Below are 23,321 nucleotides of genomic sequence, written 5' to 3' on the forward strand. Positions count from 1 at the left end.
GGGCAGGCGCCCGCCCAGGGCCAGGCGCCGCAGGGGCAGGCGCCCGCGCAGAGTCAGCCGCAAGCGCCGGCCGCCTACGCTCCCAGCACCGCGGCCCCCGGCTCGCCCGCGGCGCCCGCTGCCTATCCCCCGCCGCCCGGGCTTCCCTACCCGCAGGGGCAGCAGAGTTCGGTCGGCCGGGCCACCATGCCGATGCCGCCGCCCGGTTCCGACGCGCCGCAGCAGGCACCCGGCCCGGCGCCGGACCCCGCGCAGCCGGGCTCGCGGATCGCGGTTCCCATGCAGCGCCCGCCCGCGGACGGCACGACACCGGAGTCGGCCGCCCCGGCGACCGACCGGCCGGCTCGCCACGGAGCGCCGGACGCCGGGGGCGAGACTGCCGCGCGGGCGGACGACGGCACCCGCGAGGGCAAGCCCGGCGCGCACTCCGCCCCGTACATGGATCTGGATGGAACCCTGCACAACCTGCGGCCGATCGGGCGGCTCGACGTCGCCGAGCCGGCGCAGGAGTCGCGGCGGCCGGCGGACACCGAGTTCGGCGGGATGTGGTTCGCCAAGCCGGCGACGGGCGAGCAGGCCGACGAGCCGGAAACGCCAGAGACGCCAGAGACGCCGGAAACGACCGAAACGACCGAGACGGCCGCGACCGCCGAGACGCCCGCAGAACCGGAGCCGCCCGCCGAGGAGGTCGTGCAGCACCCGGCCGCTCTGTCGGCGGCCGACCTCGAGGCTATCCGGTGGCGGCTCGACGGGGGCACCCTGCGGGAGGTGGTGGACGACAAGGAGGCGTTGCGGGCGCTCGGTGAGAAGATCGACGGGCCGCTCGCCGAGGAGGTCGACAACGTCGCCAAGGCGGGGCTGCTCAGCATGCGGGCCGAGGTCTACCGGCTGCTCGGTGAGCTCGGCATGGCGGCGGCGGCCAGCCGGCTGGCTCTGGCGCACGCCGAGTCGGCGCGGCACGTGCAGTCGATCGTGATCGCGCAGGCGGAGCTGGCGCACATTCTGCGGCTGCGGCGTGACTTCACCGAGGCGGACCGGCTCTTCTACCGCGCGGCCGACTCCAACGTGCCGGAGACGCTGCGCAGCGTGGTGCACGAGAACGCCGGCCGGTCCTGCTTCGACCAGGGACGGCACATGGAGGCGCTGGACCACTTCGCCCGGGCGGTACGCCTGGGCCGCGCCGACGACCAGGAGCTGGCCGAGCGCATCGGGGTGTGTCTCGAGTCCGTCTACATCCACGTGCTGCGCGACGGCTGGGGCCCGTACCCGCGGGACAGCCACGAGATCCTCGGCACCGACCCGCCGCCCCCGGTGCAGCCGAAACTCAGCGACGCGTTCGACGAGACCACCGCCGAGCAGCGGATCGTGCGACCGGGCGTCAGGTGAGCGCGGTCAACTGGTCGACGTTGTGCCGCTCGGCCGGTGGGCTGGCCACCCCGGTACGGCCGCGGCCGCCCTCCTTGGCCTGGTAGAGCGCCGCGTCCGAGGCCGCCGTCAGCTCCTCGGTGGTGGCGGCGTGCTCGGGCGCCACGGCCACCCCGATGCTCAGGCCGGGCGGGCCGCAGGGCAGCGAGTCGATCTCGGCGACCAGGGCGCGCAGTTCCTCGGTGGCCCGGAGGGCGCCGGCCTGGTCGGTGCGCAGCAGCACCAGGAACTCGTCGCCGCCGAGCCGGCCCACCACGTCCTCGGGGCCGTGGGCGATCTTCTGGAGTGCCTCGGCGACCGCCTGGAGGGCCTGGTCGCCGACCGCGTGTCCCCAGGTGTCGTTGATCTTCTTGAAGTAGTCGACGTCGAGGGTGAGCAGCGCGACCGGCTGCTGGGCGCCGTCCGCCCAGGTGATCGCGCGGGCCAGCTCACCGTCGAACGAGCGCCGGTTGGCCACGCCGGTGAGCGGATCGGCGTACGCCTGCCTCTCCAGCACCTCGCGGAGTTTCTCGTTGCGGTTGCGCAGCGACGTCACGACGATCGTGGTGAGCGTCATGGCCACCGAGAGCGACGCCCAGTCGGACACCGCCTGGTGGACGTCGAGGACGCCGAACACCACGGCCGCGTTGCCGCCCGAGACCCACAGCAGGCTCAGGTAGTTGACCGTACGGCTCAGGAAGTTGGCGGCGTAGAGCACCGGCCACAGATAGAACAGCTGGGCGCCGGTGCTGGCGTCACTGGTGGCCAGGTTGAGCGAGGTCACCAGGCCGGCACCGAGGAACGGCGCGACCAGCCAGGACAGGTGCGGCATCCGCTCCGGGCGCCAGCGGCACAGCACGCCGAGGCCGAGCAGGATCACCGTGAGCAGGGTGAAGATCGCCGCGCTGACCATCGAGGGATGTTCCGGCGGCAACACGATGCCGGTGACGAACATGAACGGACCGGCACCCATCAGCAGATACGCGACAGAGCGGGATGCACCCGCCGGATCGCGCAGCTGATACCGCACCGTTTACCCTCCTCAATTCGGAAAAACCCTTCGGTCCCGGACGCTGCCATCTGAGGGGTTCCGGCGGCTCAGCGTGATCCCGGCGCTGGCGAGGGTGACCAGCGTCAGGGCGACGATCTCGACGGGGCCGAGGCGCTGGCCGAGCACCACCAGCCCGGCGAGCGCGGCGGCGGCCGGCTCGAGGCTCATCAGGATGCCGAAGACGCGGGTGGGTATCCGGCGCAGGGCGTTCAGTTCGAGGCCGTACGGGAGAGCCGACGAGAGCACGGCCACCGCGATGCCGCCCAGCAGCAGTTCCGGCCGCTCGACGACCGCGCTCGCGCCCGCCGCGCCGAACGGGAGTACCAGCAGCGACGCGACGGCCAGCGACACGGCCAGCCCGCCGGTGCCCGGGACCAGGCCGCCCAGCCGGGCGCTCAGCACGATGTAGGCCGCCCAGCACAGCCCGGCCAGGAAGGCCAGCGCCAGCCCGCCCACCGGAGCCGAGCCGCCGCCCAGGCCGAGCAGCGCCACCCCGCCGCCGGCCAGCAGCGCCCACAGCAGGTCGGCCAGCCGCCGGGTCTGCACCAGGGCGAGCAGCAGCGGGCCGAGGAACTCGACGGTGACCGCGGTGCCCAGCGGCACGGTCCGCAGCGACAGGTAGAAGGTCAGGTTCATGGCCGCCATGGCGACCCCGAGCAGAGCCGCGGCCCGCCAGGCGGCGAGCGACCAGGAGCGCACCGCCGGGCGGGCGACCACGGCCACGATCAGCCCGCCGAGCAGCAGCCGCAACAGCGTGATGCCGGACGCGCCGAGGTCGTCGAACAGGGTGCGGGCCACCGCGCTGCCGACCTGCACCGAGGCGATGGCGGCCAGCACCATCAGGGGTGCCGGCATCTATTCGGTCCGCAGGGCCACGACCGGGTCGAGCCGGCCGGCCCGCTGGGCGGGCACCACGCCGAAGATGATGCCGACCGCCGCCGAGACGCCGAACGCGAGGGCCAGCGACCACCAGGTGATCGCCGCCGGCACCGGGCTGAGCCGGTCGACCAGCAGCGCCGAGGCGATGCCCAGGGCCATCCCGAGCACGCCGCCGATGGTGGTCAGCAGGACGGCCTCGAGCAGGAACTGGACGCCGATGTCGCGCGGCCGGGCACCGACCGCCTTGCGCAGGCCGATCTCCTTGGTCCGCTCACGCACCGACACCAGCATGATGTTCGACACGCCGACGCCGCCGACCAGCAGGCTGATCCCGGCGATGGCGGCCAGCACGCCGGTCAGCACGCCCAGGATGTCGCCGAGAACGCCGAGGATCTGCTCCTGGGTCACCGCGCTGAAGTCGGTGTCCGGGTGGCGCTTGACCAGGGCGTCGACCACCGCGGCGCCGAGTTGGTCGATGCGTTCCCGGTCGGGGGCCCGGATCGCCAGGCCGTCGATCCGCTCGGTGCCGAGCAGCCGCTGGGCCGCGGTCACCGGTACGTGTACCTCGCCGTCCCGGTCCACGCCGAGGCTCTGCCCGAGCTGCTCGAACGTGCCGATCACCCGGAACCGGACGCCGCCGATGGTGATCTGCCGCCCGATCGGGTCGCGGTCGCCGAACAGGTCGCGGGCGGTACCGGCGCCGAGCACCGCGACCCGGCGACCGGTGGTGACGTCGGTACGCGTGAGGTAGGCGCCCCGGTCGAGCCGGCGCACGAACACCGACGGGGTCGTCTCGAGGACACCCTGCATGCTCGCGAACGTGGACCGCGAGCCCGCGCGTACGGTCTCCCCAGAGCTGATCGTGACCGCCACCCGGGACCGGTCTCCCACCACCCGGGTGACCGCGTCGACGTCGTCCATGGTGAGCGTGGACGCGGCCGGGGCCGCGCCGGGGTCGAGCCGGCCCGGCACCACGATGAGCAGGTTCGAGCCCAGCCCTTCGACCTGCTGCTCGATCTGCTGCTTGGTGCCGGTGCCGATGCCGACCAGGGCCACCACCGCGCCGACCCCGATCACCACCCCCAGCATGGTGAGGACGCTGCGCAGCCGGTTGGCCCGCAGCGCGTCGACGGCGACCCGCCACGCCTCGGCGATCCTCACGAGACGATCACACCGTCCTTCATCACGATCTGGCGGCTCGCCCGCGCCGCCACGTCCTTGTCGTGCGTCACCAGGACCACCGCCACGCCGTCGGCGTTGAGCGACTCGAGCAGCGCGAGCACCGACTGTCCGGTGGCCGAGTCGAGGTTGCCGGTAGGCTCGTCGGCCAGCAGCACCGACGGCCCGGTGACCAGGGCCCGGGCGATCGCCACCCGCTGCTGCTCGCCGCCGGACATCTGGTTGGGCCGGTGGTCGAGCCGGTGCGCGAGCCCGACCCGGTCCAGCATCTCGGCGGCCCGGCCGCGGCGCTCCCGGCGGCCCACCCCGCGATAGACCAGCGGCAACGCCACGTTGTCCCGGGCCGTGGTGCGGGCCAGCAGGTGGAACGACTGGAACACGAAGCCGATCGTCTCGTTGCGCAGCCGGGCCATCTCGGCCGGCCCGAGGGTGGCCACGTCCCGGCCGCCGATCAGCAGGGTGCCGCTGGTCGGCCGGTCGAGCCCGCCGAGCAGGTGCATGAGGGTCGACTTGCCGGACCCCGAGGTGCCGACGATGGCCAGGTAGTCGGTGGATTCGATGCGGAGCGACACCCCGCGCAGCGCCGGCACCGAGACCCCGTCAAGCTCGTACGTGCGCGTCACGTCGGTCGCGACAATCGCGGGGCCGGTCATGAGGCCTTGTCGCCGGCGCGCACCCGGTCGGCTCCGGCCACCACGATCCGCTGTCCAGGATCAAGACCGGAGGTGACCTGTACGACGTCCTCGCCCTGCACCCCGAGCCGCACCGGGAGCTGCCGGTATTCGCCGTTCTGGACGGCCCACACGGTGTCCTGTCCGGCGGAGTTGACGACCGCCGAGGCCGGCACCGTGACCGCGTCGGCGGCCTGCCGGACCTTGAGCCGCACCACGGCGCTCATCCCGGGCCGCGGGGTGGGTGCCGCGGTGCCGTCGTCGAGTTTGCCGCCGGCCAGGTCGAGCCGCACCCGGTAGGAGACGCCGCCCCGCGCCGAGGTGGTGGGCAGCAGGTCGACGGCCCGCACGGTGGCCTCGTAGGCGGCGCCGGTGGCCGCGTCGAGCTCCACGGTGGCCGCCACGCCCGGCTCGACCAGCAGCACGTCGGTCTCGTCCACCTCGGCGGTCAGACCCAGCCGGGTCACGTCGACCACGGTGAGGATCGGGGTGCCGGCCGCCACGAAGGCGCCGCGCGGCACCGCGGTGTCGACGCCGGGCAGCCCGGAGCCACCGCCCGCGGACTGCGGAGCGGCCGCGGCCGGTCCACCGGCGCCGGACAGCAGGTCGTTCAGCGAACTGCTGCCACCGGTCGCCGGGCCGCCCAACTGGACCACGCCGGCCACCGGTGCGCGCAGGGTCAGCGCCTCGACGGCCGCGTCGGCCAGGTCGTACGCCTGCTGGGCCTGGAGTTTCTGTGCGGCCGACAGCGAGCCGAGCGCCTGGCCGAGCGAGGCCACGCCGCGCTGCACCGAGCGCAGCGCCGCGCCGGCCGCCGCCGAGGCCGCCGCGTACTGCTCCTGCGCCGCGTCGACCTGCTTGAGCAGTACGCCGCGCAGCTGCTCGTCGGTGATCTTGTCGGCCGCGTCCCGGGCGTCGTCGAACGCGGCGGCCGCCCGCTTGTCGGTGCGCCGCTGGACGGCCGTGAAACCGGAGGTGCCGACGCTCGGCGTGCCGCCCCGCGAGGCCTGGTCCAGCGCCTTCTCGGCGGCGCGCCGGCGGTCCTCCAGCTCGGGCGCGTCGAGCACGCCGACCACCTGGCCCTTGCTGACCCGGTCGCCCGGCTCGACCAGCAGCTCGTCGAGGGTGCCGGCGGCCGGTGCGCTGACCGTGGCGGCGGCCCGGGCGGTGACCGAGCCGGGCGCCTCGACGATCTCGTCGACCGTGCCCCGGCCGGCCTGGCCCACGGTGACGCCGGTGTCCTCGTCGCCGCAGGACGCCGCGGTCAGCGAGACCAGCGTGACGAGGGCGAGCGCGAGGACGCCCGGCCGGGGCCGGGCGCGGAGGGATCGGCCGTCGGGCCGCGGTACATCGCTGGACACGCTGGCCACTCTATGCCGGGTCGGGTATCCGTCATCGGCGCGCGTCAGTGGTACCGGGCTTGACCCGGTCGTTCACCCTGGGTGAACCGTCCCCGCGGTTCCCCACGTGACAGATGTGGCACAGGTGACCCGAAGGACGTGAGTGAGCAATGCAGCAAGCCGATGAGCTGACCGTGGTGCACCACGACGACTCGGTCAGCCGGTTCCGCGACGTGACATACACGCTGAGCCGCGAGGGGTTAAGCCTGGTGACCGCGTGCGGCAGCGAACGGCACTTCCCGCGCCACGATGTGCTGACCACGCACGTGCGCCGGCTGCGCGCGGCGGCCTGAGACCGACACAGCGCCCGGGCTCGTGACGAGCACCGGGCGCTGAACGGATCAGGTGCCGGGACGGCGCCCGATGACCTTCACCGTCGAGCCGATCTTGCCGAGATTCCAGTACGCCTTGGCGTCGGCCTTCAGCAGGTTGACGCAGCCGTGCGAGCCCCGCCACTTGTCGTGCAGGTAGGTGGTGGTCTCGTGGAAACCGCGCCCGCCGATGAACCGCTGCCAGTAGGGCAGCCAGACCTCGTACGGGTTCGACCACTCCTTCTTCGTACGCTTATTGATCTTGAAGGTGCCGGCCGGGGTGCGGTAGCCCTTCATCCCGGTCCGGGTGACCGTCGGCTTGAGGTGCACCTTGCCGTTCTTCATCACCCACGTGGTCTGGTGGGTGAGGTCGATGCAGAAGGTGATCCCCGTCTTCTTGGCCTTGCAGGCCGACGTCTTGGTCGACGCGAGCCGCTTGGACACGTCGTACGTCGTCGGACCGGCCAGGCCGGCGGCCGGCTTGATGCCGAACCGCGTCTGGAACTTCTTGATCGCCGCGCAGTCGGCAGCCGACTGCTTGCCGTCGACCTTGACGGTGCCGTACCCGCCGATCTTCTTGAGGTAGCCCTCGACCTGCTTCTGGTATTTGCCGGTAGCGCAACCCGCGGCCGCCGCCTTCGTGACCACCGCGGTGGTCGCGACCGTGGACACCGGGGTTCGCACCGCGGCACCGGCGCCCGCAGGCGTCAGTGCTATGGCGCCCAGACCACCGCCCACCAGCGTCGCCATCGCGACACCGGTGAGACGGGTGGTCACCCGTCTCACTCCCAAAATCGTCCTCCCCAGGAGATGTGTGCGCACATCGAAGCACAGCCACGCCCGCGACGGCGGTCGCGGAACGACCGTGGCGCGAACCTGGGATGCGAATCGGCGCGTCTCCTGGGGAGTTGACCGTTTTACGCCATGTTTACGACATCGGGGTTACGACATGGGGGTGGCGAAGTCCTGGACCCAGTACGGGCCGTCGCCGCCGCCGATCGCGAGGCCGACGCCCATCTCGTGCAGGCGACAGTCCAGGATGTTCTCCCGGTGCGACGGGCTGTTCATCCAGCCGTCCACCACCTCGTAGGCGCTGTCGGCACCGCGGGCGATGTTCTCGCCGTACCGCTTCCACCGGTAGCCGGCCTCGCGCACCCGCTCCCCCGCGCCGTCGCCGTTGGGCGAACTGTGCGCGAAGTAGCGGCGCCGGGCCATGTCCGCCGCGTGCTCGTTGGCGGCGTCGATCAGCCGGCGGTCCAGCGAGAGGCTGTCGCACCCGCCCCGCCGCCGGTTCTCGTTGACCAGGGCCAGCACCTGCTGCTGCACGGGCGCCCACGGGCTGTGGGACATGTCGGCCGCGGTCACCCCGCGCCGGGCCGCGGCGAACAGGCCGGCGGTGGAGCGTTGTCCGGCGGCGGGCCGGTCCGGGCGGTCGGCGGTGTCGTCGCGGTCCGGGCGCTGCAGCGCCGGTTTTTGCGGTACGGACCCAGCCTGGTGGCCGGGACGCGCGTTGCCGGCCAGGTCCGATGTGCCCCGGGCCGACGAATCCCCGCCGGGGCCGTGCGCACCCGGGGCATTGCCACGGTTCCCCTGCGTTCCGGTCCCCTGTGTTCCGGCCGGCGCCTTCGCGCCCGGTGCCTGCCCGTCGCCGTGCGCGCGGGTGCCGTGCCCGCCGCCCGCGGGCGCGCCGGCATTGTGGCCGCCGCCCGCGTGCCAGCCCGGCAGATCGCCGCTGTTGCCGTCCCCGCCCGGTCCGGCCCACCCCGGCGCGTCCCAGCGGTGGGCGAAGTCGGACGAGCCGGAACTGTCGTGCGCGTCCACGTCGGACGCCGGGTCACCGCCGAACAGGCTGGACAGGTCGGGCATGCTCCAGCCGGGCATACCGGGCACGTCCGGCGTCTCCTCGGCGCCCGCCGCCGTCGCTACCAGGACACCCCCGAGCAGCATCGCCGACGCCGCCGCACCGACCACCACCAGACGCTTCCGCATACCCCTCAATTCCCATCGATCACTGGCACCCGGCCGCTCCGGGCGCCCCATGCCATGGGTCAACGTCACAAAGCGGCCACGGTCACCACGGATGTCGCACAACCGCACAGACAATTCGGACAGTTCACCCCTTCGGGTTAAGCCTGCGAGGCGTTCTTGCCGACCGCCCGGACGGTCCCGCCCGGCGGGCCCGGTGGCTACCTTTCCCCGGTGCGAAACCGCTACCTGGACCTGCTCCGAGCCGCCGCGATCGTCCGGGTGGTCGTGTACCACCTGTTCGGCTGGCCCTGGCTGTCCATCGTGCTGCCCGCCATGGGCATCATGTTCGCGCTGGCCGGCTCGCTGACCGCGGCCTCGCTGGACAAGCGCGCGGCCGGGCAGGTCGTCACCTCGCGACTGCGCCGGCTGCTGCCGCCGCTGTGGTTGCTCGGCCTCATCGCCGTACCCGTGATGCTGGTCGCGGGCTGGGCCCGGGAAACCGACGGCGCGCACCCGTTCGGCCTGCCGGGTCTCGCGTTCTGGCTGCTGCCGCTCGGCGACCCGCCCGGCAGCGATCTGGGCGTCGACGTCTGGGAGCCGCTCTGGTACGTGCGGGCCTACCTCTGGTTCGTCCTGCTCTCGCCGGTCCTGTACGCGCTCTACCAGCGGATCGGCTGGCTGGCCGTCGCCGCGCCGATCGGGCTGCTGGCCGCGCTGGACGTGACCGGGTTCAGCCTGCCCGAGACCGCCGATGCCGCGCTGTGGGACTTCGTCACGTACGGCGCCTGCTGGATTGCCGGTTTTGCCCACCACGACGGCCGGCTGGCCCGGGTCAAACCGTGGCTGGTCATCGCCGCGGCGGCCGTCATGGGTGGCCTGGCGCTCTACTGGCTCAACGGACACCAGGGCGAAGAACGCTGGGACCTGAACGAGGTGTCCGAGTCGCAGGCGCTCTGGTCGCTCGCGTTCGTGCTGCTCGCCCTGCGCTGGCAGCCGCCGATGGGCTGGCTGGCCCGGACCCGCCCGTTGGACGGCACGGTGAACCTGCTCAACGCCCGCGCGGTCACCGTGTACCTGTGGCACAACATCGCCATCGCCGCGGTCTGGCCGGCGCTCACCCTGGTGGCGCTGGACGACCTGGCCGGCGAGGCGGAGGCCGCGGTCGACCTGGCCGTGGCGCTCCTGCTGACCGCGCTGGCGGTGGTGGCCTTCGGCTGGGCCGAGGACCTGGCCGCGAAGCGCCCGCCGCGGCTGTGGCCGACCGGCGGCCCCCGCCCACCCGCGGACCCGCCGCAGCCCGCCCAACCCGACCCCGCCCAGCCCGACCCCACCCAGCCCGATCCCACCCAGCCCGACCCCACCCAAGGCGCCGAACCGAAGGCGGTCGACTTCCCCGCCCCGGCCACCACCCGGCGGCTGATGGCGATCCCACCGACCCCGCGACCCGCGCCCGGCCCCGGCCCGGCCGATCCCACCCTGGCCGATCCCACTCCGGCCGATCCCACCCCGGCCGATCCCACCCTGGCCGATCCCACCCTGGCCGATCCCACCCTGGCCGATCCCACCCCGGCCGTACCCACCCCGGCCGGCGCCCGGGTGGGCCGGCACTCCCGGGAGGCACACGGCGAGGGCCGCCTCGACCTCGGCCTGCCGGACGACGGCTCCCTGACGGTGGCCCGTCCCGCGGACACCTCGCCGGCCGACCGGCCCGGCCACGGGGTGCTGACGACGGGCGGCCCGCCCGGTGACGGGATGCCGCGCGCGGGACGGCCGCACGGCGGGCCGGCGGGCGGCGGGCTGCCGCTGGCGGGCTGGCCCTGCGACGAGCCCACCATGGCCGGGTTGGCGAACTGGCCGGACAGCGACCCGACCATCGCGGCGTGGCCCCGCGGTGCGATGCCCGGCGACGTCCGGCCCCCCGCCGGGGCGCCGCTCGCCGGGGCGCCGACGGCCGGCGGAGGGCCGGACGGCGGCGTGCGGCCCGCCTGGCCGCCGATGGCGCGGAGTGCCGAGCCGCTCAGCGGGGAACTGCTCGACCCCGGCGGGCGGGTGCTGCCGGACGGGCCGCCGGACGGGTCCGTGGAGCGGCTGGACTGGTTCCGGTCCGGGCAGCCGGGCGACGAACCGGGCCGGTGAGCCGGGCCGGTGAGCCGGGCAGACCCGAAATTGTGCGAGGAAAGCTCGCCTTACTCGGATGAAAGCTCGCTAACCTGAGCGAGTGCGGCAATACGGACAAGCGTCCACGGACTACGGCGAGGCTGTCATGGCCGCGCTGGTCTTCCGCGCCGGTCAGCTGCTGTGTGCGTTGCGGCTGGACGAGGTGATCGAGACACTCCGGCCGCTCGACACGCAGCCGCTGGCCGGGACGCCGGCCTTCGTACGCGGGATCAGCGTGCTGCGCGGCGTGCCCACCCCGGTGATCGACGTGGCCCGGCTGCTCGGCGGCGGGCAGATCGAGGCGGAGCGGTACGTGGCCGTCCGCACCGAGCGCGGCGCCGTCGCCCTGGCCACCGGTCAGATCCTCGGCATCCGCGACGTCGACACCAACGTGGCCGGCGGGCACCCGGCCCTGCTCGGCGCCCGGTCCAGCCACCTGGTGGCCGGCGTCGGCACGATCGGCGCGGAACCGCTGCTGCTGTTGCAGAGCATGCGTGCGGTGCCGGACGAGGTCTGGGAAGCGGCGGCTGCCGCGGTCGTGTCGTGACCAGGGCGGCGGAGATCACCCGATTCCGCGAGTTGCTCGCCCGCCGGTTCGGCTGGACCTATGCCGAACGCGACTACGACCTGCTCGCCAACCTGTTGACCGAGCGCTCCGCGCTGGCCGGGATGCCGCCCGGCGACTACCTCAACAAGCTGGCCGCCCGCCCATGGACGACCGAGACCAACGAGCTGATCGAGCGGCTCAGCATCACCGAGACCTACTTCTTCCGGCATGGCGAGCAGTTCCGGGCGCTGCGCGAGGAGGCCCTGCCGGACCGGGTCGCGGTCCGCTCCGCCCAGCGGGTGCTGCGCATGCTGTCGGTGGCCTGCTCGTCCGGCGAGGAGGCGTACAGCCTGGCGATCACCGGGCGGCAGGTGCGGCCGGACCCGGACTGGATCATCGACGTGATCGGCATCGACGCCAACCCGGCGATGCTGGCTCGCGCCGGGGCCGGCCGGTACACGGCCTGGTCGCTGCGCGAGACCCCGGACCCGGTACGGCGCCGCTGGTTCACGCCGGACGCCGAGGGTTACGCGGTGGCCGACGAGGTGCGGGCCATGGTGCAGTTCCGGCGGTACAACGTCGCCGACCCGGACGAGGGCCTCTGGCGGCCGGACCAGTACGACGTCATCTTCTGCCGGAACCTGCTGATGTACCTGACCCCGCCGGTGGTGTCCGCCCTGGTCGCCCGGATGGCCGGTGCGCTCGCGCCGGGCGGTTACCTGTTCCTCGGGCACACCGACTCGCTCGGCACCGGCGCGGCCGGACTGGAACTGCGGCACACCCACAACGCGTTCTACTACCGTCGCGGCGGCGCCGGCGGTACACCGCCGGCGCAGCGGCCCGGTCCCGCACCTGGCACCGCCGCCACCGGCTCGGCATTCACCGACGAGGATGCGTACCACCGCGCCCTGTCGATGTTGCGCGACGAGCAGTTCGCCGACGCACTGGCGCTGATCGCCGAGCGACCCCCCGCCCGGGCCCGGGACCGGTTGCTGCACGGGGTGCTGCTGGCCCAGGCCGGCCGGCTCCCCGAGGCCACCGAGACGGCCCGCCGGCTGATCGACGACGACGGCCTCAACGCGGACGCGCACCAGTTGCTGGGGCTCTGCCTCGAGGGGGTCAACTCGCCCGGCGAGGCGGTCGCCCAGTACCGGCTGGCCGCGTACCTGGACCCGGGTTTTGCTCTGGCCCGGCTGCGACTCGGCCAGCTCGCCCGGCGCCGCGGCAACGACGGGGACGGCGCCCGCGAACTGGAGCAGGCCCTCGACCTGCTGGCCGGTGAGCAGGACGACCGGATCGCCCTGTTCGGCGGCGGGTTCGGGCGGATCGCGCTGACCGTGCTATGCCGGTCCGAGCTCGAGGCGTGCGGAGCGTCGCGATGAGCCCGGCGATGGAGGGCACCGTAGCGTCCCGGATCGAGTGGCTGCGCGGGGAGTTCGACGGATCGTTCGCCGAGCCGGTCCGGCGGCACGACGAGGAACACGTCGAGTTGCTGTCGATCCGGGCCGGCGACCGCCCGTACGCCCTCCGCCTCTCGCAGACCTCCGGCCTGCACCCGGACCGCCCGATCACCCCGCTGCCCGGACCGCTGGCCGCACTGCTCGGTCTGGCCGGGTTCGCCGGCACCGTGGTGCCGGTCTTCGACCTGGCCGCCCTGCTCGGCCACCCGCTGCCGGAGAAGCCCCGCTGGCTGGTGCTGGCCACCGGCACGCCGCCGCTCGGGCTCGCCTTCCACGAGCTGGACGGTCACGTCCGGGTGCCGGCCGACGCGATCGTGGCGGAGGCCGCCGGCGACGGTCGCAAGGGCTGCCTGCGCGGCATGGTCACGCTGCCCGGCGGGGTCCGGCCGATCTTCGACGTGCCGGCCGCCCGGGCCGCCGTGCACACCCTGGCCGGGCACACCCCACTCACCGACGAGGAGGCCGCGCCATGATGGCGGGACGCACTTTCGGCACCAAGCTAGCGGCCGGCTTCGGCCTCACCCTCGCGCTCACCCTGCTGATGACCGCCACCTCGGTGCTGGCCCTGCGCTACGTGCTGATCACCAAGGACAAGGTGATCCACTCGGCCAGCCAAGGGCTGGTCGGCGCCGAGATGCTCAGCGCAATCATGGAACGGCGGATCGGCGACTACCGCGCGTACCTGCTCTCCGGCAGCGACGAGTGGTTCGACGCGGCCACCAAGGCCCGGACCGAATTCCTCGACCAGGTGACCGCGCTGCGCGGCATGCTGGAGGATCCTCGCAACCTCGAACTGCTGGACGCCGTGCAGGCATCCGAGGTGAAGCATGCCGCCGTACTCGACCCGGTGATGGAGAAGCGCCGGACGATCACGGACCTCAACCAGGTTCCGGACCTTTCCGGCGGCACGCTCCGGCCCGCCCGGGAGGCTTTGCAGCGCGACCTCGACGCGCTGATCAACGGCGTGCGGACCACCGTCGACGAGACTCGCACGGAGTCCTCGGAACGGGCCACCCTGTCGATGCTGGTGATCATCGGGATCGGCACACTGTTGATCATCGGTGCCGCCGCGGTGTCCTGGCGGCTGAGCCGCGACCTCAAGCGCGAGGTGGGTGCCGCGGTGGGCCACATCCAGAGCTCCTCGGCCGAGCTCGAGGCGGCCGCGGCCCAGCAGGCGTCCGGCGGGCGCGACCAGGCCAGCGCGATGAGCGAGATCACCACGACGATCAGCGAGCTGCTGATCACCTCGCGGCAGATCGCGGACAGCGCGCAGCGGGTGTCCAAGGTCGCCGAGGACACCGCCGAGGCGGCCCGGACCGGCGACGCCACCATCGATCAGACCCGGGCCTCGATCACCGCGATCCGCACCCAGGTCGACCAGATCGTGCAGCACATGCTCGCGCTCGGCGAGAAGTCGCAGCAGATCGGTGGCGTCGTCGACCTGGTCTCCGAGCTGGCCGAGCAGACCAACATCCTGGCCATCAACGCGACCATCGAGGCGAGCGGTGCCGGCGAGTGGGGCCGCCGGTTCGCCGTGGTGGCCGAGGAGATCCGCAAACTGGCCGACCGGACCGCCGGGTCGGCCAAGGAGATCCGGGCGCTGATCGAGGACGTCCGCGGCGCGGTGAACACCACCGTGATGGCCACCGAGATCGGCGCCAAGGCGGTCGACTCCGGCTCCCGGCAGTTCGACGACGCGACCAGCTCGTTCCGCCGGATCGCCCAGCTGGTGGCCACCACGAGCGACGCCACCCGGGAGATCGAGCTGTCCACCAAGCAGCAGACCACCGCGGTCGAGCAGGTCAACTCGGCCGCCTCGGACACCGCCCGGGCCAGCCGCGAGACCGAGGCCAGCGCGGTGCAGACCAAGCAGACCGCAGCCCACCTCAGCACGCTCTCCGGCGACCTGCTGGACCTGGTCGGCACCGGGCGGCACTGACCATGGGCGAGGTCCGGGACCCGCTGCGCTACTTCCGGATCGAGGCGCGCGAGCTGGTCGACCAGATCAGCGCCGCCGTGCTCGACCTGGACCAGCAGCCCGGGCCGGAGCTGGTGGCCCGGCTGCTGCGCTTCGCGCACACCCTCAAGGGCGCGGCCCGGGTGGTCAAGCAGCAGGAGATCGCCGAACGCGCGCACGAGTTCGAAGAGGTGCTGGTGCCGCACCGCGGCGGCGCCGACCCGGTGCCCGCCGACGAGATGCGCGAGCTGCTGCGGCTCAACGACGAGATCGCCCGCTGCGTCACCGCGCTGGAGAAGCCGGCCGAGGCACCAGCCGTGCGGCCGGCTGCCGAGGCCGCCGCCCGGCCGCCCGAGACCCCCATCGAGGACGACACCCCGGCGCCCCGGGCCGCCACCGCCGACCTGGACGAGCTGCTGGACGCGATCGGCGAGGCCAGCGCCCGGATCGCGCCGCTGCGCGACGGCAGCCGCACGCTGGCCCGGCTGCACCGCGGGGTGGAGGCGATCAGCGACCGGATGCGCACCCGCCGGGACGCCGGCGACCCCGGCACCCGGGCCGGGATGCAGCGGCTCGCCGCCGACCTGGGCGCACTGGGCCGCCGCCTCACCGACGCAGTGGACCAGGTGGAACGCGAGCTCGACGAGATTCGCGGCCGGGCCGAAGGGCTGCGCCTGGTAGCGGCCGGCACCATCTTCACGGCGCTGCACCGGGCCGTGCACGACGCGGCCGAGGCCGAGGGCAAGCGGGTCCGGTTCGGTGGCCAGGGCGGTGAGATCCGGATGGGCCCGCAGCTGCTCAACCAGATCAGCGGCGCCTTCCTGCACGTGGTGCGCAACGCGGTGGTGCACGGCATCGAGTCGGAAGCGGACCGGCTGACCGCCGGCAAACCGGCCGAGGGCACCGTCGAGGTCGAGGTGGAACGGCGCGGCCGGTGGGCGATGTTCCGCTGCGTCGACGACGGACGCGGGTTCGACGTGGCCGCGCTGCGCCGGGTGGCCGAGGCCCGCGGCCTGCTCGCCGCCGGCCAGGACGCCACCCCGGACCAGATCATCGACCTGGTGCTGCGCGGCGGGATCAGCACCTCGGGCTCGGTGACCGACGTGGCCGGGCGCGGCATCGGGATGGACGTGGCCCGGGACGTGGCCCAGCAGTTGCACGGCACGGTGTCGGTACGCAACCGGCCCGGCCAGGGCGCCACCGTGGAACTGTCCGTGCCGCTCACCCTGCTCAGCATGAACGGGCTGATCGTCGAGGCCGGCGGGACGGTGGTCACCATGCCGCTGGACGCGGTGCGCCGCTGTGTACGGCTGCCGGACCGGGACGCGGCCGCCGCGACCGCCAACGGCCGGCTCGCGCACGACGGCGAGGTGGTGCCGTTCCTGCCGCTGGCCCGGGCGCTGTACGCGGGCGCCGCGGTGCCGGACGTGACCGGCGCCGGGGTGGCCGTCGTGCTCTCCGCCGACGACCAGACCGTGGCGATCGGCGTGGACCGGCTGGCCGGCACCACCACGCTGGTCGCCCGGCCGCTGCCCGACCTGGCCCCGGCCGCACCGGTGATCGGCAGCGTGGCCATCGACCTGGACGGCAACCCGCGGCTGGTGCTGGACGCGCACGGCCTGGTCACCGAGGCGCTCCGGGACCTGTCCACGGCCGTCACCCCACCGGCCGCGGCGGCGCCGAAGCTGCCCATTCTGGTCGTCGACGACTCGCTCACCACCCGGATGCTGGAGCGCAGCATCCTCGAGTCGGCCGGCTACGAGGTGGACCTGGCGGCCTCCGGCGAGGAGGGCCTGGACCGGGCGGCGGCCCGCGAGTACGGCCTGTTCCTCACCGACATCGACATGCCCGGCATCAACGGGTTCGAGTTCGTCCGGCGCACCCGGGCCGATCCGGCGCTGGCGCACGTGCCGGCCATCCTGGTCAGCTCCCGGGCGACCGCCGAGGACCGCGAGCGCGGCGCGCAGGCCGGCGCGTCCGCGTACGTGGTCAAGGGCGAGTTCAACCAGGAGGAACTGCTCGCGCACATCAGGAGGCTGATCCTCTGATGATCCGTGTGCTGCTGGTCGAGGACTCCGCGACGATGCGCAACCACCTGCGCGAGTCGCTCGCCGCCGAGCCCGACCTCCAAGTCGTGGGCGAGGCCACCGACGGTGGTCAGGCGGTCGAGATGGTCGGCCGGCTGCGACCCGACGTGGTCACCATGGACATGATGCTGCCGACCATGAGCGGCCTGGTCGCCACCGAGCACATCATGGCCGAGCACCCGACGCCCATCCTGGTGGTCTCGTCCGCCGACCGGCAGGAGCTGTTCAGCACGTACAACGCGCTGGCGGCCGGCGCCGTGGACGTGATGGAGAAGCCGCGCGGCGACGCCACCGACGCGGACTGGGGCCGCCGGCTGCGGCAGGCGGTGCGGCTGGTCTCCCGGATCCGGGTGATCACCCACCCGCGGGCCCGGCTGAGTGCCCGCCGGGCCGCGCCGCCGGTACCGTCCGCGGCGCCCGGCAACCCGCTGCGGGTGGTGGCCGTGGGCTCCTCCACCGGCGGCCCGCGGGCGCTCACCGAGTTGCTGCGCACGCTGCCGCTCGGCTTCCGGCCGCCGGTGCTGTGCGTGCAGCACATCGGGGCCAGCGAGCCGTTCGCCGAGGCGTTCTCGGACTGGCTGGCCGGGCAGACCGGGCGGGACGTCAGCTACGCCCGGGACTGGACCCCGATCGAGGCGGCCGCCGGCCGGGTGCTGCTCGCCCCGCCGGACCGGCACCTGCAGGTCCGGGACGGCGCGCTGCGGCTCAGCGACGCGCCGCCGCGGCACTCCTGCCGCCCGTCGGTGGACGTGCTGTTCGACTCGATCGCCACCGGGTACGGCCCGGCGGCGGCCGGCTGCCTGCTGACCGGGATGGGCCGGGACGGTGCCGACGGGCTGCTGCGGATGCGCTCGCACGGCGCGGTCACCTTCGCCCAGGACGAGGCGAGCTGCGTGGTCTACGGCATGCCGCGAGAGGCCGCGCTGCTCGGGGCGGCCTCGTACGTGCTGCCGCCGGCCCGGATCGCCGCCCGGCTCACGGAGATGCAGCCCGCGGGGAGCACGCCGTGACCCATCGCGTGCTGATCGTGGACGACAGCCTCACCGTCCGGATGGACCTGCACGACGCGTTCGCCGCCGACGGATTCGTCACCATCCTGTGCGCGACCGGCGCCGAGGCCCGCACCGCGTTCGCCGGCGTCGAGTTCGACGCGGCCGTGCTGGACGTGCTGCTGCCCGACGCGGACGGTCTCGACCTGCTCACCGAGCTGCGCAAGTCGCCGGACCGCTCCGAGGTGGCGATCGTGCTGCTGTCCTCGGAGGACGAGGTGGCCGACCGGCTGGCCGGTCTGCGCACCGGCGCCGACGAGTACGTCGGCAAGCCGTACGACGCCGGCTATGTGGTGGCCCGGGTGCGGCAGCTGCTCGGCGACCCGCCCACCCGGACCGACAACCGCACCACGGTGCTGGTGGTCGACGACAGCATGACCTTCCGCGAGCAGCTGCGCGAGCTGCTCGAGCCGGAGGGGTACGCGGTGCTGACCGCCCCGTCCGGCGAGGAGGGCCTGCGCACGGCCGCCGACCGCCGGCCGCAGGCGATCATCGTGGACGGCGTGATGCCGGGCATCGACGGCGCCACCGTGATCCGCCGGGTCCGGCTCGACCCGGCGCTGCGCGACATCCCGTGCATCCTGATGACCGCGGCCGACGACTACGCCACCGAACTGCAGATGCTCGACGCCGGCGCGGACGCGTTCGTGCGCAAGCAGCAGAACCTGGCGATCGTGCCGGCCAAGCTCAACGCGGTGCTGCGGCAGAGCTCCGAGCAGCTGCCCATCGAGGTGACCGGCAGCCTGCACGGGCCCAGCAAGGTGCTGGCGCTCACCCCGGACCGGGACCGGCTGGCCGACCTGGCCGGGTCGCTGCGCGATGACGGCTACGACGTGGTGCCGGTGGCCGACACCGGCGACGCCCTCGACCTGCTGGCCGAGCAGCCGGTGGACTGCATCGTGCTGGGCCTGGGCCTGTCCGGCGACATGGGCCGGGACGCCTGCCGCCGGATCAAGGACGTGCCGGTGATCGGCGAGACCCCGGTGGTGATGACCGGCGAGAACGACGACGACATGCTGGCCTGCCTGGCCGCCGGCGCCGACGACTACGTGCGCTCGGGTGCCGGTGCCGAGGCGCTCCGGGCGCACGTGCGCACCCAGATCCGGCGCAAGCAGTCGCACGACGAGAGCCGCCGGATCCGCGAGGAGCTGATGCGCCGCGAGCTGGACGCGGCCGAGGAACGCTCCGCCCGCCAGCTGGCCGAGACCCGGGCCGCCCTGGTCGAGGAGCTGGAGTGGCGCAACCGGGAGCTGGAGGCGTTCTCCGGCTCGGTGTCGCACGACCTGCGCGGCCCGCTCCAGGTGATCAGCAGCTTCGCCGAGGTGATGCTGGACGACGAGGACGAGCCGCTGGGCGTCGAGGCCCGCCGCCGGCTGGCCCGGATCCAGGCCGCCGCGGTGCGGATGGCCGACCTGGTCGAGTCGCTGCTGATCCTGGCCCGGGCCAGCCGCGGCCAGCTGCGCCGCACCGCGTTCGACCTGACCGCGACGGCCTGGCAGGTGATCGCCGACGTGGAGGCCCGCGACCCGGAGCACAAGGTGGCGTTCACCGTGCACGAGGGGATGACCGCCGACGCCGACGAGGGCCTGGTCCAGGTGATCCTGGAGAACCTGGTGAACAACGCGGTCAAGTTCACCCGCAAGGTCGAGCACGCCACCGTGGAGATCGGACACGACGCCGAGCGGTACTTCGTCCGGGACAACGGTGCCGGCTTCCCGGCCGGAAAGGCGGGCGAGCTGTTCCGGCCGTTCGCCCGGCTGCACAAGGCCGAGGACTTCCCGGGCACCGGCATCGGGCTGACCACTGTGCACCGGGCGGTGGAGCGGCACGGCGGCGAGATCTGGGCCGAGGGCGAGGACGGCCGCGGCGCCACCTTCTGGTTCACGCTGCCGTCCGCCGCGGCGGTGACCGGTGAACGCCGCACCCAGCCCCGCCGCCACGGCTGACCTCAGCCGATGTACGCCAGCCCATCGGCGACCACGGTCGGGCGGCCCGAGGTGCCGGCCACCACCACGGCCACGGTGTGCTTGCCCGGAGTCAGCGCCCGCACCCACAGCGCCTGCCGGTACTTGGTGCTGCCCAGCCGGGTGTCGACGGTGGCCACCTTCTTGCCGTCCAGGTAGATGTCGGCCTTGCCGGTCTTGGCGCCGCGGGAGAACAGCAGTGCCGCCGACCGGCCGGTGAACGTGTAGGTGAGCTTCGCGTTCTTCTTCGTCGCGGCCAGCGCCTTGCCGCCCAGATAGGACGACCCGGACCTGGCCGTCCAGGTGCCGGACCGCTTCGCGGCGGTCTCGGCCGGCAGGACCGCCTTGCGTTGCACCGTCGCGGTCCGCGCGTTGCCGGCCCAGTCCCGCGCGGCCAGCGTGTAGTTCAGCGCCGGGCCGGGCCGCACCGTGGTGGCCCAGGAGGTCGCGGTGGCGCCCAGCCCGGCGGCCCGCGGCGAGGTGGCGGCCAGCGCGGAGACCTTGACGTTGTCGGCCGCCCGGAAGGTCACAGTCAGCGGCACCGACGTGGCGGAGTACGTGCCGCCGCGCAGCACCACCGCGGGCGCACCCGGGAAGGTCGGCGCGGTCGCGTCGCCGAACACCTTGGCAGCCGCGGTGGTCCCGGTGGCGCCCGAGACGTGCACGGCCCGGACCGCGACGGTGTGCGCACCGGCCGGCACCTTTACCGCGGCCGAACGCGCGGTGCCCGGCGCGGTGCCGGCCACCTTGCCGTCCAGCAGCAGGTCGAACCGGGACAGGTTGGCCGACGGCGTGGTCACCGACCAGTTCAGCGTGGCCACCGTCCGGACGTGGAAGACGCCGTTCGCCAGGGTGCCACCGGTCAGCGGCTTCGCGGCCAGGCCGGACACCACGTTCACCGCGCGGGCCCGGACCAGCGGCAGCTGGGCGTACAGGTTGTCGCCCGGGCACTCGGTGGCCACTCCGTCACGGTGCCCGGAGATCCGCGGGAAGGTGACCGTCTCGCCGGACGCGAACCGGCCCGCCGAGCCGGCCTTGAGCTGGGTGCTGGTGGCCGGGTTGTGGCCGTACGCGCCGAGCCGGGCCGCCGCCAGCTGGGCGACGGTCATCTCGAACGCCGCGGCCGACGGGGCCTTGGTGTAGTCGCCGAGCACCGCGACGCCGGCCGAGAACGTGTTGAAGGCGTACGTGTGCGCGCCGACCACCGCCTTGGTGACCCCGCCGCGCCGGCCCTCGAACAGCCGGCCGCACTTGTCGACCAGGAAGTTGTAGCCGATGTCGGACCAGCCGTTGCTGTTCACGTGGTACTTCTGGATCGCGCGCACGATGGCCGGCGAGTCGGCGCAGGCGTAGTCGTTGGACCCGGCCGTGTGGTGCACGAAGATCACCTTGACCTCGGCGGCCACCGTGATGGCGTCGGTAACCAGGGTCTCGTCGGCCGACCACTGTGTCCGGGTGGTGTACGCCGGCAGCGGCGTGACCAGCGGCGCGGTCGAGTCCGGCGAGGGCAGCGCGGTGGTCGGAGCGATGCTGGTGGGCGCCGCCGTGGTCGGCGTCGTGGTCGGCGTCGTCGTCTCCACCACCGGCGGCTCCGGGTCGGAAGGCTCCGGCTCCGGGACCGATGATTCGGATATTTCTGGCGTGGGGGATTCGTCCGACGCGGCCGGATCCGGCTCGGCACCGCCGCGTCCGCCGGCCCGGCCCGGATCGACCAGGTCGAGCCGCAGCCCCGCCGGCAACGGCTCGGCAGCACCGCCCGCCTGGATCCGGGCGGACACCCCGTCGGACGGCCCCACCCACATCGGCTCGGTGGCGCCGCGCCGCCGCCCGCCGCCCTCACTGTCCGAACCCGCTTCGCCGGCTTCGAGGTCGCGCCAGCCGCTCCACTTGCCGGTCCGGGCGCTGCGGGTGCGCACCTGCACCGTCCCGGCCGGCGCCGCCTTCGGGTCGTTCCAGGTGATGCCGAGCAGGCTGAACTGCTTGGTGTCGCGCTCCGGCACGTCGAGTTCGGCGGCGGACGGGTCGGCCGGGGCGATGTCGACCACGTCGAGGCGCGCCCGCACGGCCGGCTTCGGCGGGTTCGGGTCGGGCGCCACGGTGCCCGCACCCTCGGCGAACCGGGCCACCGGCGCCGTCGAGGGCCAGGCCAGTACGGCCACCCCGCCGCCCGCGGACAGCACCGCCACGGACACACCCAGACCGATTCCTGCCCGACGCCGCACACCGACCCCCTCATCGACGCGCGAAGGGTAGCGGGAAGTGGATCAGGAAGCCATTCCGAACCACGGCCGGCACGCATCGAAGCCGTCCACCGTCACCTCGGCACCCGGCCATCGATCGGCGGTAAGCCGCAAATGCTGCAACTCCACCACGTCGCCGCCGGTGTCGACGATCCGGCTGCGCCCGTTGTCGAGGTAGCCGATCCGCCGGGACACGCCGAGCGAGGCCGCGTTCGCGAGGGTGGCCGAACTGACCGCCGCGACCGCACCGAGGTGGTCGAACGCGAGCCCGAGCGCCGCGGTGCGCATCGCCACCCCGAGGCCCCGGCCGCGCGCCGCCGGCACCAGCCAGGAGGCCGAGTCCACGGTGCGCAGCGCCGGAAAGTTCGCACCCTCGAGCGTCTGCACCCCGATCGGCTCGCCGCCGGCCGACACCACCAGGTGCAGCACCCAGGACGCCGGGTCCCAGGTGCCGAGCGCCTTCCAGTAGCCCATGCAGAACAGCCGCCGCTCGTTCTCGGCAAAGCTCTGCGACGCGAACATCGCCAGCCGCGGATCGTGCCCCACGTCGCCGGGCAGCACCGCACACAGCTGCGGGAGGTCGGCCTCCCGCATGGCCCGCAGCGTAACGTCGCGGTGCCGTAGCCGGAGGTCGAACAGAGGCCAGGATTCCATGGCCGTATTAGCGCATAGACTCGGCCGGGTGATTGCCAGAATGTGGCGCGGCTGGGTCGCCACCGAGCGGGCCGCCGCCTATGTGGAGTACATCAACGGCACCGGGATGGCGGAATACCGCGCCACGCCCGGCAACGTCGACGCCCAGATGTGGACCCGGGATCTGGGGGACGGGCGCACCGAGGTCATCACCGTGAGCTGGTGGACCGACCTCGAGATGATCAAGGGCTTTGCCGGGGACGACATCTCGCGGGCGGTGTTCTATCCGTCGGACGACGCGTTCCTGGTGGACCGGGAGACGACGGTGTCGCACTTCGAGGTCGCCGGCCGCTGAGCCGGCGAC

At 73.7% G+C, this 23,321-nt stretch carries 20 protein-coding genes; 11 read left to right on the forward strand and 9 right to left on the reverse strand.

What is annotated here, in order from left to right:
* Positions 1–1,386: tetratricopeptide repeat protein (locus tag Ari01nite_RS10945; protein WP_498371175.1), on the forward strand; the 1,386-nt coding region annotated here is incomplete at its 5' end.
* Here Ari01nite_RS10945 and Ari01nite_RS10950 read toward each other — a convergent pair.
* From Ari01nite_RS10950 to Ari01nite_RS10970, 5 genes are read right to left on the reverse strand one after another with little or no spacing between them, the layout of a single operon-like run.
* A complete protein-coding gene (locus tag Ari01nite_RS10950) occupies positions 1,379–2,434 on the reverse strand; it encodes a GGDEF domain-containing protein (protein WP_203781056.1) in 1,056 nt (351 codons plus the stop codon). The two genes, Ari01nite_RS10945 and Ari01nite_RS10950, sit on opposite strands and share 8 nt — an antisense overlap.
* Positions 2,435–2,446: 12 nt before the next feature.
* Positions 2,447–3,310 (reverse strand): EamA family transporter, encoded by an 864-nt coding sequence (locus tag Ari01nite_RS10955; RefSeq protein ID WP_239162648.1) that lies wholly within the window; start codon positions 3,308–3,310, stop codon positions 2,447–2,449.
* Entirely contained in the window at positions 3,311–4,495 is a 1,185-nt protein-coding gene (locus Ari01nite_RS10960) for an ABC transporter permease (protein ID WP_203781057.1), read from the reverse strand.
* Positions 4,492–5,166, reverse strand: coding sequence for an ABC transporter ATP-binding protein (locus tag Ari01nite_RS10965; protein ID WP_203781058.1), 675 nt, complete (start codon positions 5,164–5,166; stop codon positions 4,492–4,494). Before Ari01nite_RS10965 ends, Ari01nite_RS10960 begins: the two co-directional genes overlap by 4 nt.
* Positions 5,163–6,554, reverse strand: a complete 1,392-nt coding sequence (locus Ari01nite_RS10970) for an efflux RND transporter periplasmic adaptor subunit (protein WP_203781059.1) — start codon at positions 6,552–6,554, stop codon at positions 5,163–5,165. Before Ari01nite_RS10970 ends, Ari01nite_RS10965 begins: the two co-directional genes overlap by 4 nt.
* Before the next feature lie 140 nt (positions 6,555–6,694).
* Between Ari01nite_RS10970 and Ari01nite_RS10975 the strand changes: the two genes are divergently transcribed.
* A complete protein-coding gene (locus Ari01nite_RS10975) occupies positions 6,695–6,877 on the forward strand; it encodes a hypothetical protein (protein WP_203781060.1) in 183 nt (60 codons plus the stop codon).
* A gap of 48 nt (positions 6,878–6,925) precedes the next feature.
* Here the strand turns inward: Ari01nite_RS10975 and Ari01nite_RS10980 are convergent, their stop codons facing one another.
* Both Ari01nite_RS10980 and Ari01nite_RS10985 read right to left on the reverse strand, forming a co-directional pair.
* Positions 6,926–7,645 (reverse strand): L,D-transpeptidase family protein, encoded by a 720-nt coding sequence (locus Ari01nite_RS10980; RefSeq protein ID WP_203781128.1) that lies wholly within the window; start codon positions 7,643–7,645, stop codon positions 6,926–6,928.
* A 192-nt stretch (positions 7,646–7,837) separates the two neighbouring features.
* Positions 7,838–8,884: a CAP domain-containing protein gene (locus Ari01nite_RS10985; RefSeq protein WP_203781061.1), complete on the reverse strand. Its 1,047-nt coding sequence runs from the start codon at positions 8,882–8,884 to the stop codon at positions 7,838–7,840.
* Between the two features lie 210 nt (positions 8,885–9,094).
* Here Ari01nite_RS10985 and Ari01nite_RS10990 point away from each other — a divergent pair, with 210 nt between their 5' ends.
* The 8 genes from Ari01nite_RS10990 (at position 9,095) to Ari01nite_RS11025 (ending at position 20,066) form a co-directional block, all read left to right on the forward strand.
* Positions 9,095–10,999, forward strand: a complete 1,905-nt coding sequence (locus tag Ari01nite_RS10990; RefSeq protein ID WP_203781062.1) for an acyltransferase family protein — start codon at positions 9,095–9,097, stop codon at positions 10,997–10,999.
* Positions 11,000–11,081: 82 nt separating this feature from the next.
* The gene (locus Ari01nite_RS10995; RefSeq protein WP_203781063.1) at positions 11,082–11,567 is read left to right on the forward strand and encodes a chemotaxis protein CheW; all 486 of its coding nucleotides are present in this window, start codon (positions 11,082–11,084) and stop codon (positions 11,565–11,567) included.
* Positions 11,564–12,949 (forward strand): CheR family methyltransferase, encoded by a 1,386-nt coding sequence (locus tag Ari01nite_RS11000; protein WP_239162650.1) that lies wholly within the window; start codon positions 11,564–11,566, stop codon positions 12,947–12,949. Before Ari01nite_RS10995 ends, Ari01nite_RS11000 begins: the two co-directional genes overlap by 4 nt.
* Positions 12,946–13,500 carry a chemotaxis protein CheW gene (locus Ari01nite_RS11005; RefSeq protein ID WP_239162651.1) on the forward strand — a complete coding sequence of 185 codons (555 nt, stop codon included), beginning with the start codon at positions 12,946–12,948 and terminating at the stop codon, positions 13,498–13,500. The genes Ari01nite_RS11000 and Ari01nite_RS11005 overlap by 4 nt, the downstream gene beginning before the upstream one ends.
* Positions 13,500–14,966, forward strand: a complete 1,467-nt coding sequence (locus Ari01nite_RS11010) for a methyl-accepting chemotaxis protein (protein ID WP_203781064.1) — start codon at positions 13,500–13,502, stop codon at positions 14,964–14,966. Before Ari01nite_RS11005 ends, Ari01nite_RS11010 begins: the two co-directional genes overlap by 1 nt.
* A gap of 2 nt (positions 14,967–14,968) precedes the next feature.
* A complete protein-coding gene (locus Ari01nite_RS11015; RefSeq protein ID WP_203781065.1) occupies positions 14,969–17,032 on the forward strand; it encodes a hybrid sensor histidine kinase/response regulator in 2,064 nt (687 codons plus the stop codon).
* On the forward strand, positions 17,032–18,081 hold the full coding sequence (cheB, locus tag Ari01nite_RS11020; RefSeq protein ID WP_203781066.1) for a chemotaxis-specific protein-glutamate methyltransferase CheB: 1,050 nt from the start codon (positions 17,032–17,034) through the stop codon (positions 18,079–18,081). The genes Ari01nite_RS11015 and cheB overlap by 1 nt, the downstream gene beginning before the upstream one ends.
* The gene (locus Ari01nite_RS11025) at positions 18,078–20,066 is read left to right on the forward strand and encodes a response regulator (RefSeq protein ID WP_203781067.1); all 1,989 of its coding nucleotides are present in this window, start codon (positions 18,078–18,080) and stop codon (positions 20,064–20,066) included. The genes cheB and Ari01nite_RS11025 overlap by 4 nt, the downstream gene beginning before the upstream one ends.
* Before the next feature lie 2 nt (positions 20,067–20,068).
* Here the strand turns inward: Ari01nite_RS11025 and Ari01nite_RS11030 are convergent, their stop codons facing one another.
* The gene (locus tag Ari01nite_RS11030) at positions 20,069–22,270 is read right to left on the reverse strand and encodes an N-acetylmuramoyl-L-alanine amidase (protein ID WP_203781068.1); all 2,202 of its coding nucleotides are present in this window, start codon (positions 22,268–22,270) and stop codon (positions 20,069–20,071) included.
* Between the two features lie 78 nt (positions 22,271–22,348).
* On the reverse strand, positions 22,349–22,978 hold the full coding sequence (locus tag Ari01nite_RS11035) for a GNAT family N-acetyltransferase (RefSeq protein ID WP_203781069.1): 630 nt from the start codon (positions 22,976–22,978) through the stop codon (positions 22,349–22,351).
* 28 nt (positions 22,979–23,006) lie between these two features.
* Between Ari01nite_RS11035 and Ari01nite_RS11040 the strand changes: the two genes are divergently transcribed.
* The gene (locus Ari01nite_RS11040; protein ID WP_203781070.1) at positions 23,007–23,312 is read left to right on the forward strand and encodes a hypothetical protein; all 306 of its coding nucleotides are present in this window, start codon (positions 23,007–23,009) and stop codon (positions 23,310–23,312) included.
* Positions 23,313–23,321 lie beyond the last annotated feature (9 nt).

Origin of the sequence: Paractinoplanes rishiriensis (genome assembly GCF_016862375.1) — a bacterium.
Lineage (GTDB): Bacteria > Actinomycetota > Actinomycetes > Mycobacteriales > Micromonosporaceae > Actinoplanes > Actinoplanes rishiriensis.

Excerpts from the sequence above, each read along its gene's own strand:
- Ari01nite_RS10965 (WP_203781058.1), bottom strand. The coding sequence starts at position 5,166 with ATGACCGGCCCCGCGATTGTCGCGACCGACGTGACGCGCACGTACGAG.
- Ari01nite_RS10980 (WP_203781128.1), bottom strand. The coding sequence starts at position 7,645 with ATGGCGACGCTGGTGGGCGGTGGTCTGGGCGCCATAGCACTGACGCCT.
- Ari01nite_RS11010 (WP_203781064.1), top strand. The coding sequence starts at position 13,500 with ATGGCGGGACGCACTTTCGGCACCAAGCTAGCGGCCGGCTTCGGCCTC.
- cheB (WP_203781066.1), top strand. The coding sequence starts at position 17,032 with ATGATCCGTGTGCTGCTGGTCGAGGACTCCGCGACGATGCGCAACCAC.
- Ari01nite_RS11015 (WP_203781065.1), top strand. The coding sequence starts at position 14,969 with ATGGGCGAGGTCCGGGACCCGCTGCGCTACTTCCGGATCGAGGCGCGC.
- Ari01nite_RS10985 (WP_203781061.1), bottom strand. The coding sequence starts at position 8,884 with ATGCGGAAGCGTCTGGTGGTGGTCGGTGCGGCGGCGTCGGCGATGCTG.
- Ari01nite_RS10975 (WP_203781060.1), top strand. The coding sequence starts at position 6,695 with ATGCAGCAAGCCGATGAGCTGACCGTGGTGCACCACGACGACTCGGTC.
- Ari01nite_RS10955 (WP_239162648.1), bottom strand. The coding sequence starts at position 3,310 with ATGCCGGCACCCCTGATGGTGCTGGCCGCCATCGCCTCGGTGCAGGTC.
- Ari01nite_RS11035 (WP_203781069.1), bottom strand. The coding sequence starts at position 22,978 with ATGGAATCCTGGCCTCTGTTCGACCTCCGGCTACGGCACCGCGACGTT.
- Ari01nite_RS11005 (WP_239162651.1), top strand. The coding sequence starts at position 12,946 with ATGAGCCCGGCGATGGAGGGCACCGTAGCGTCCCGGATCGAGTGGCTG.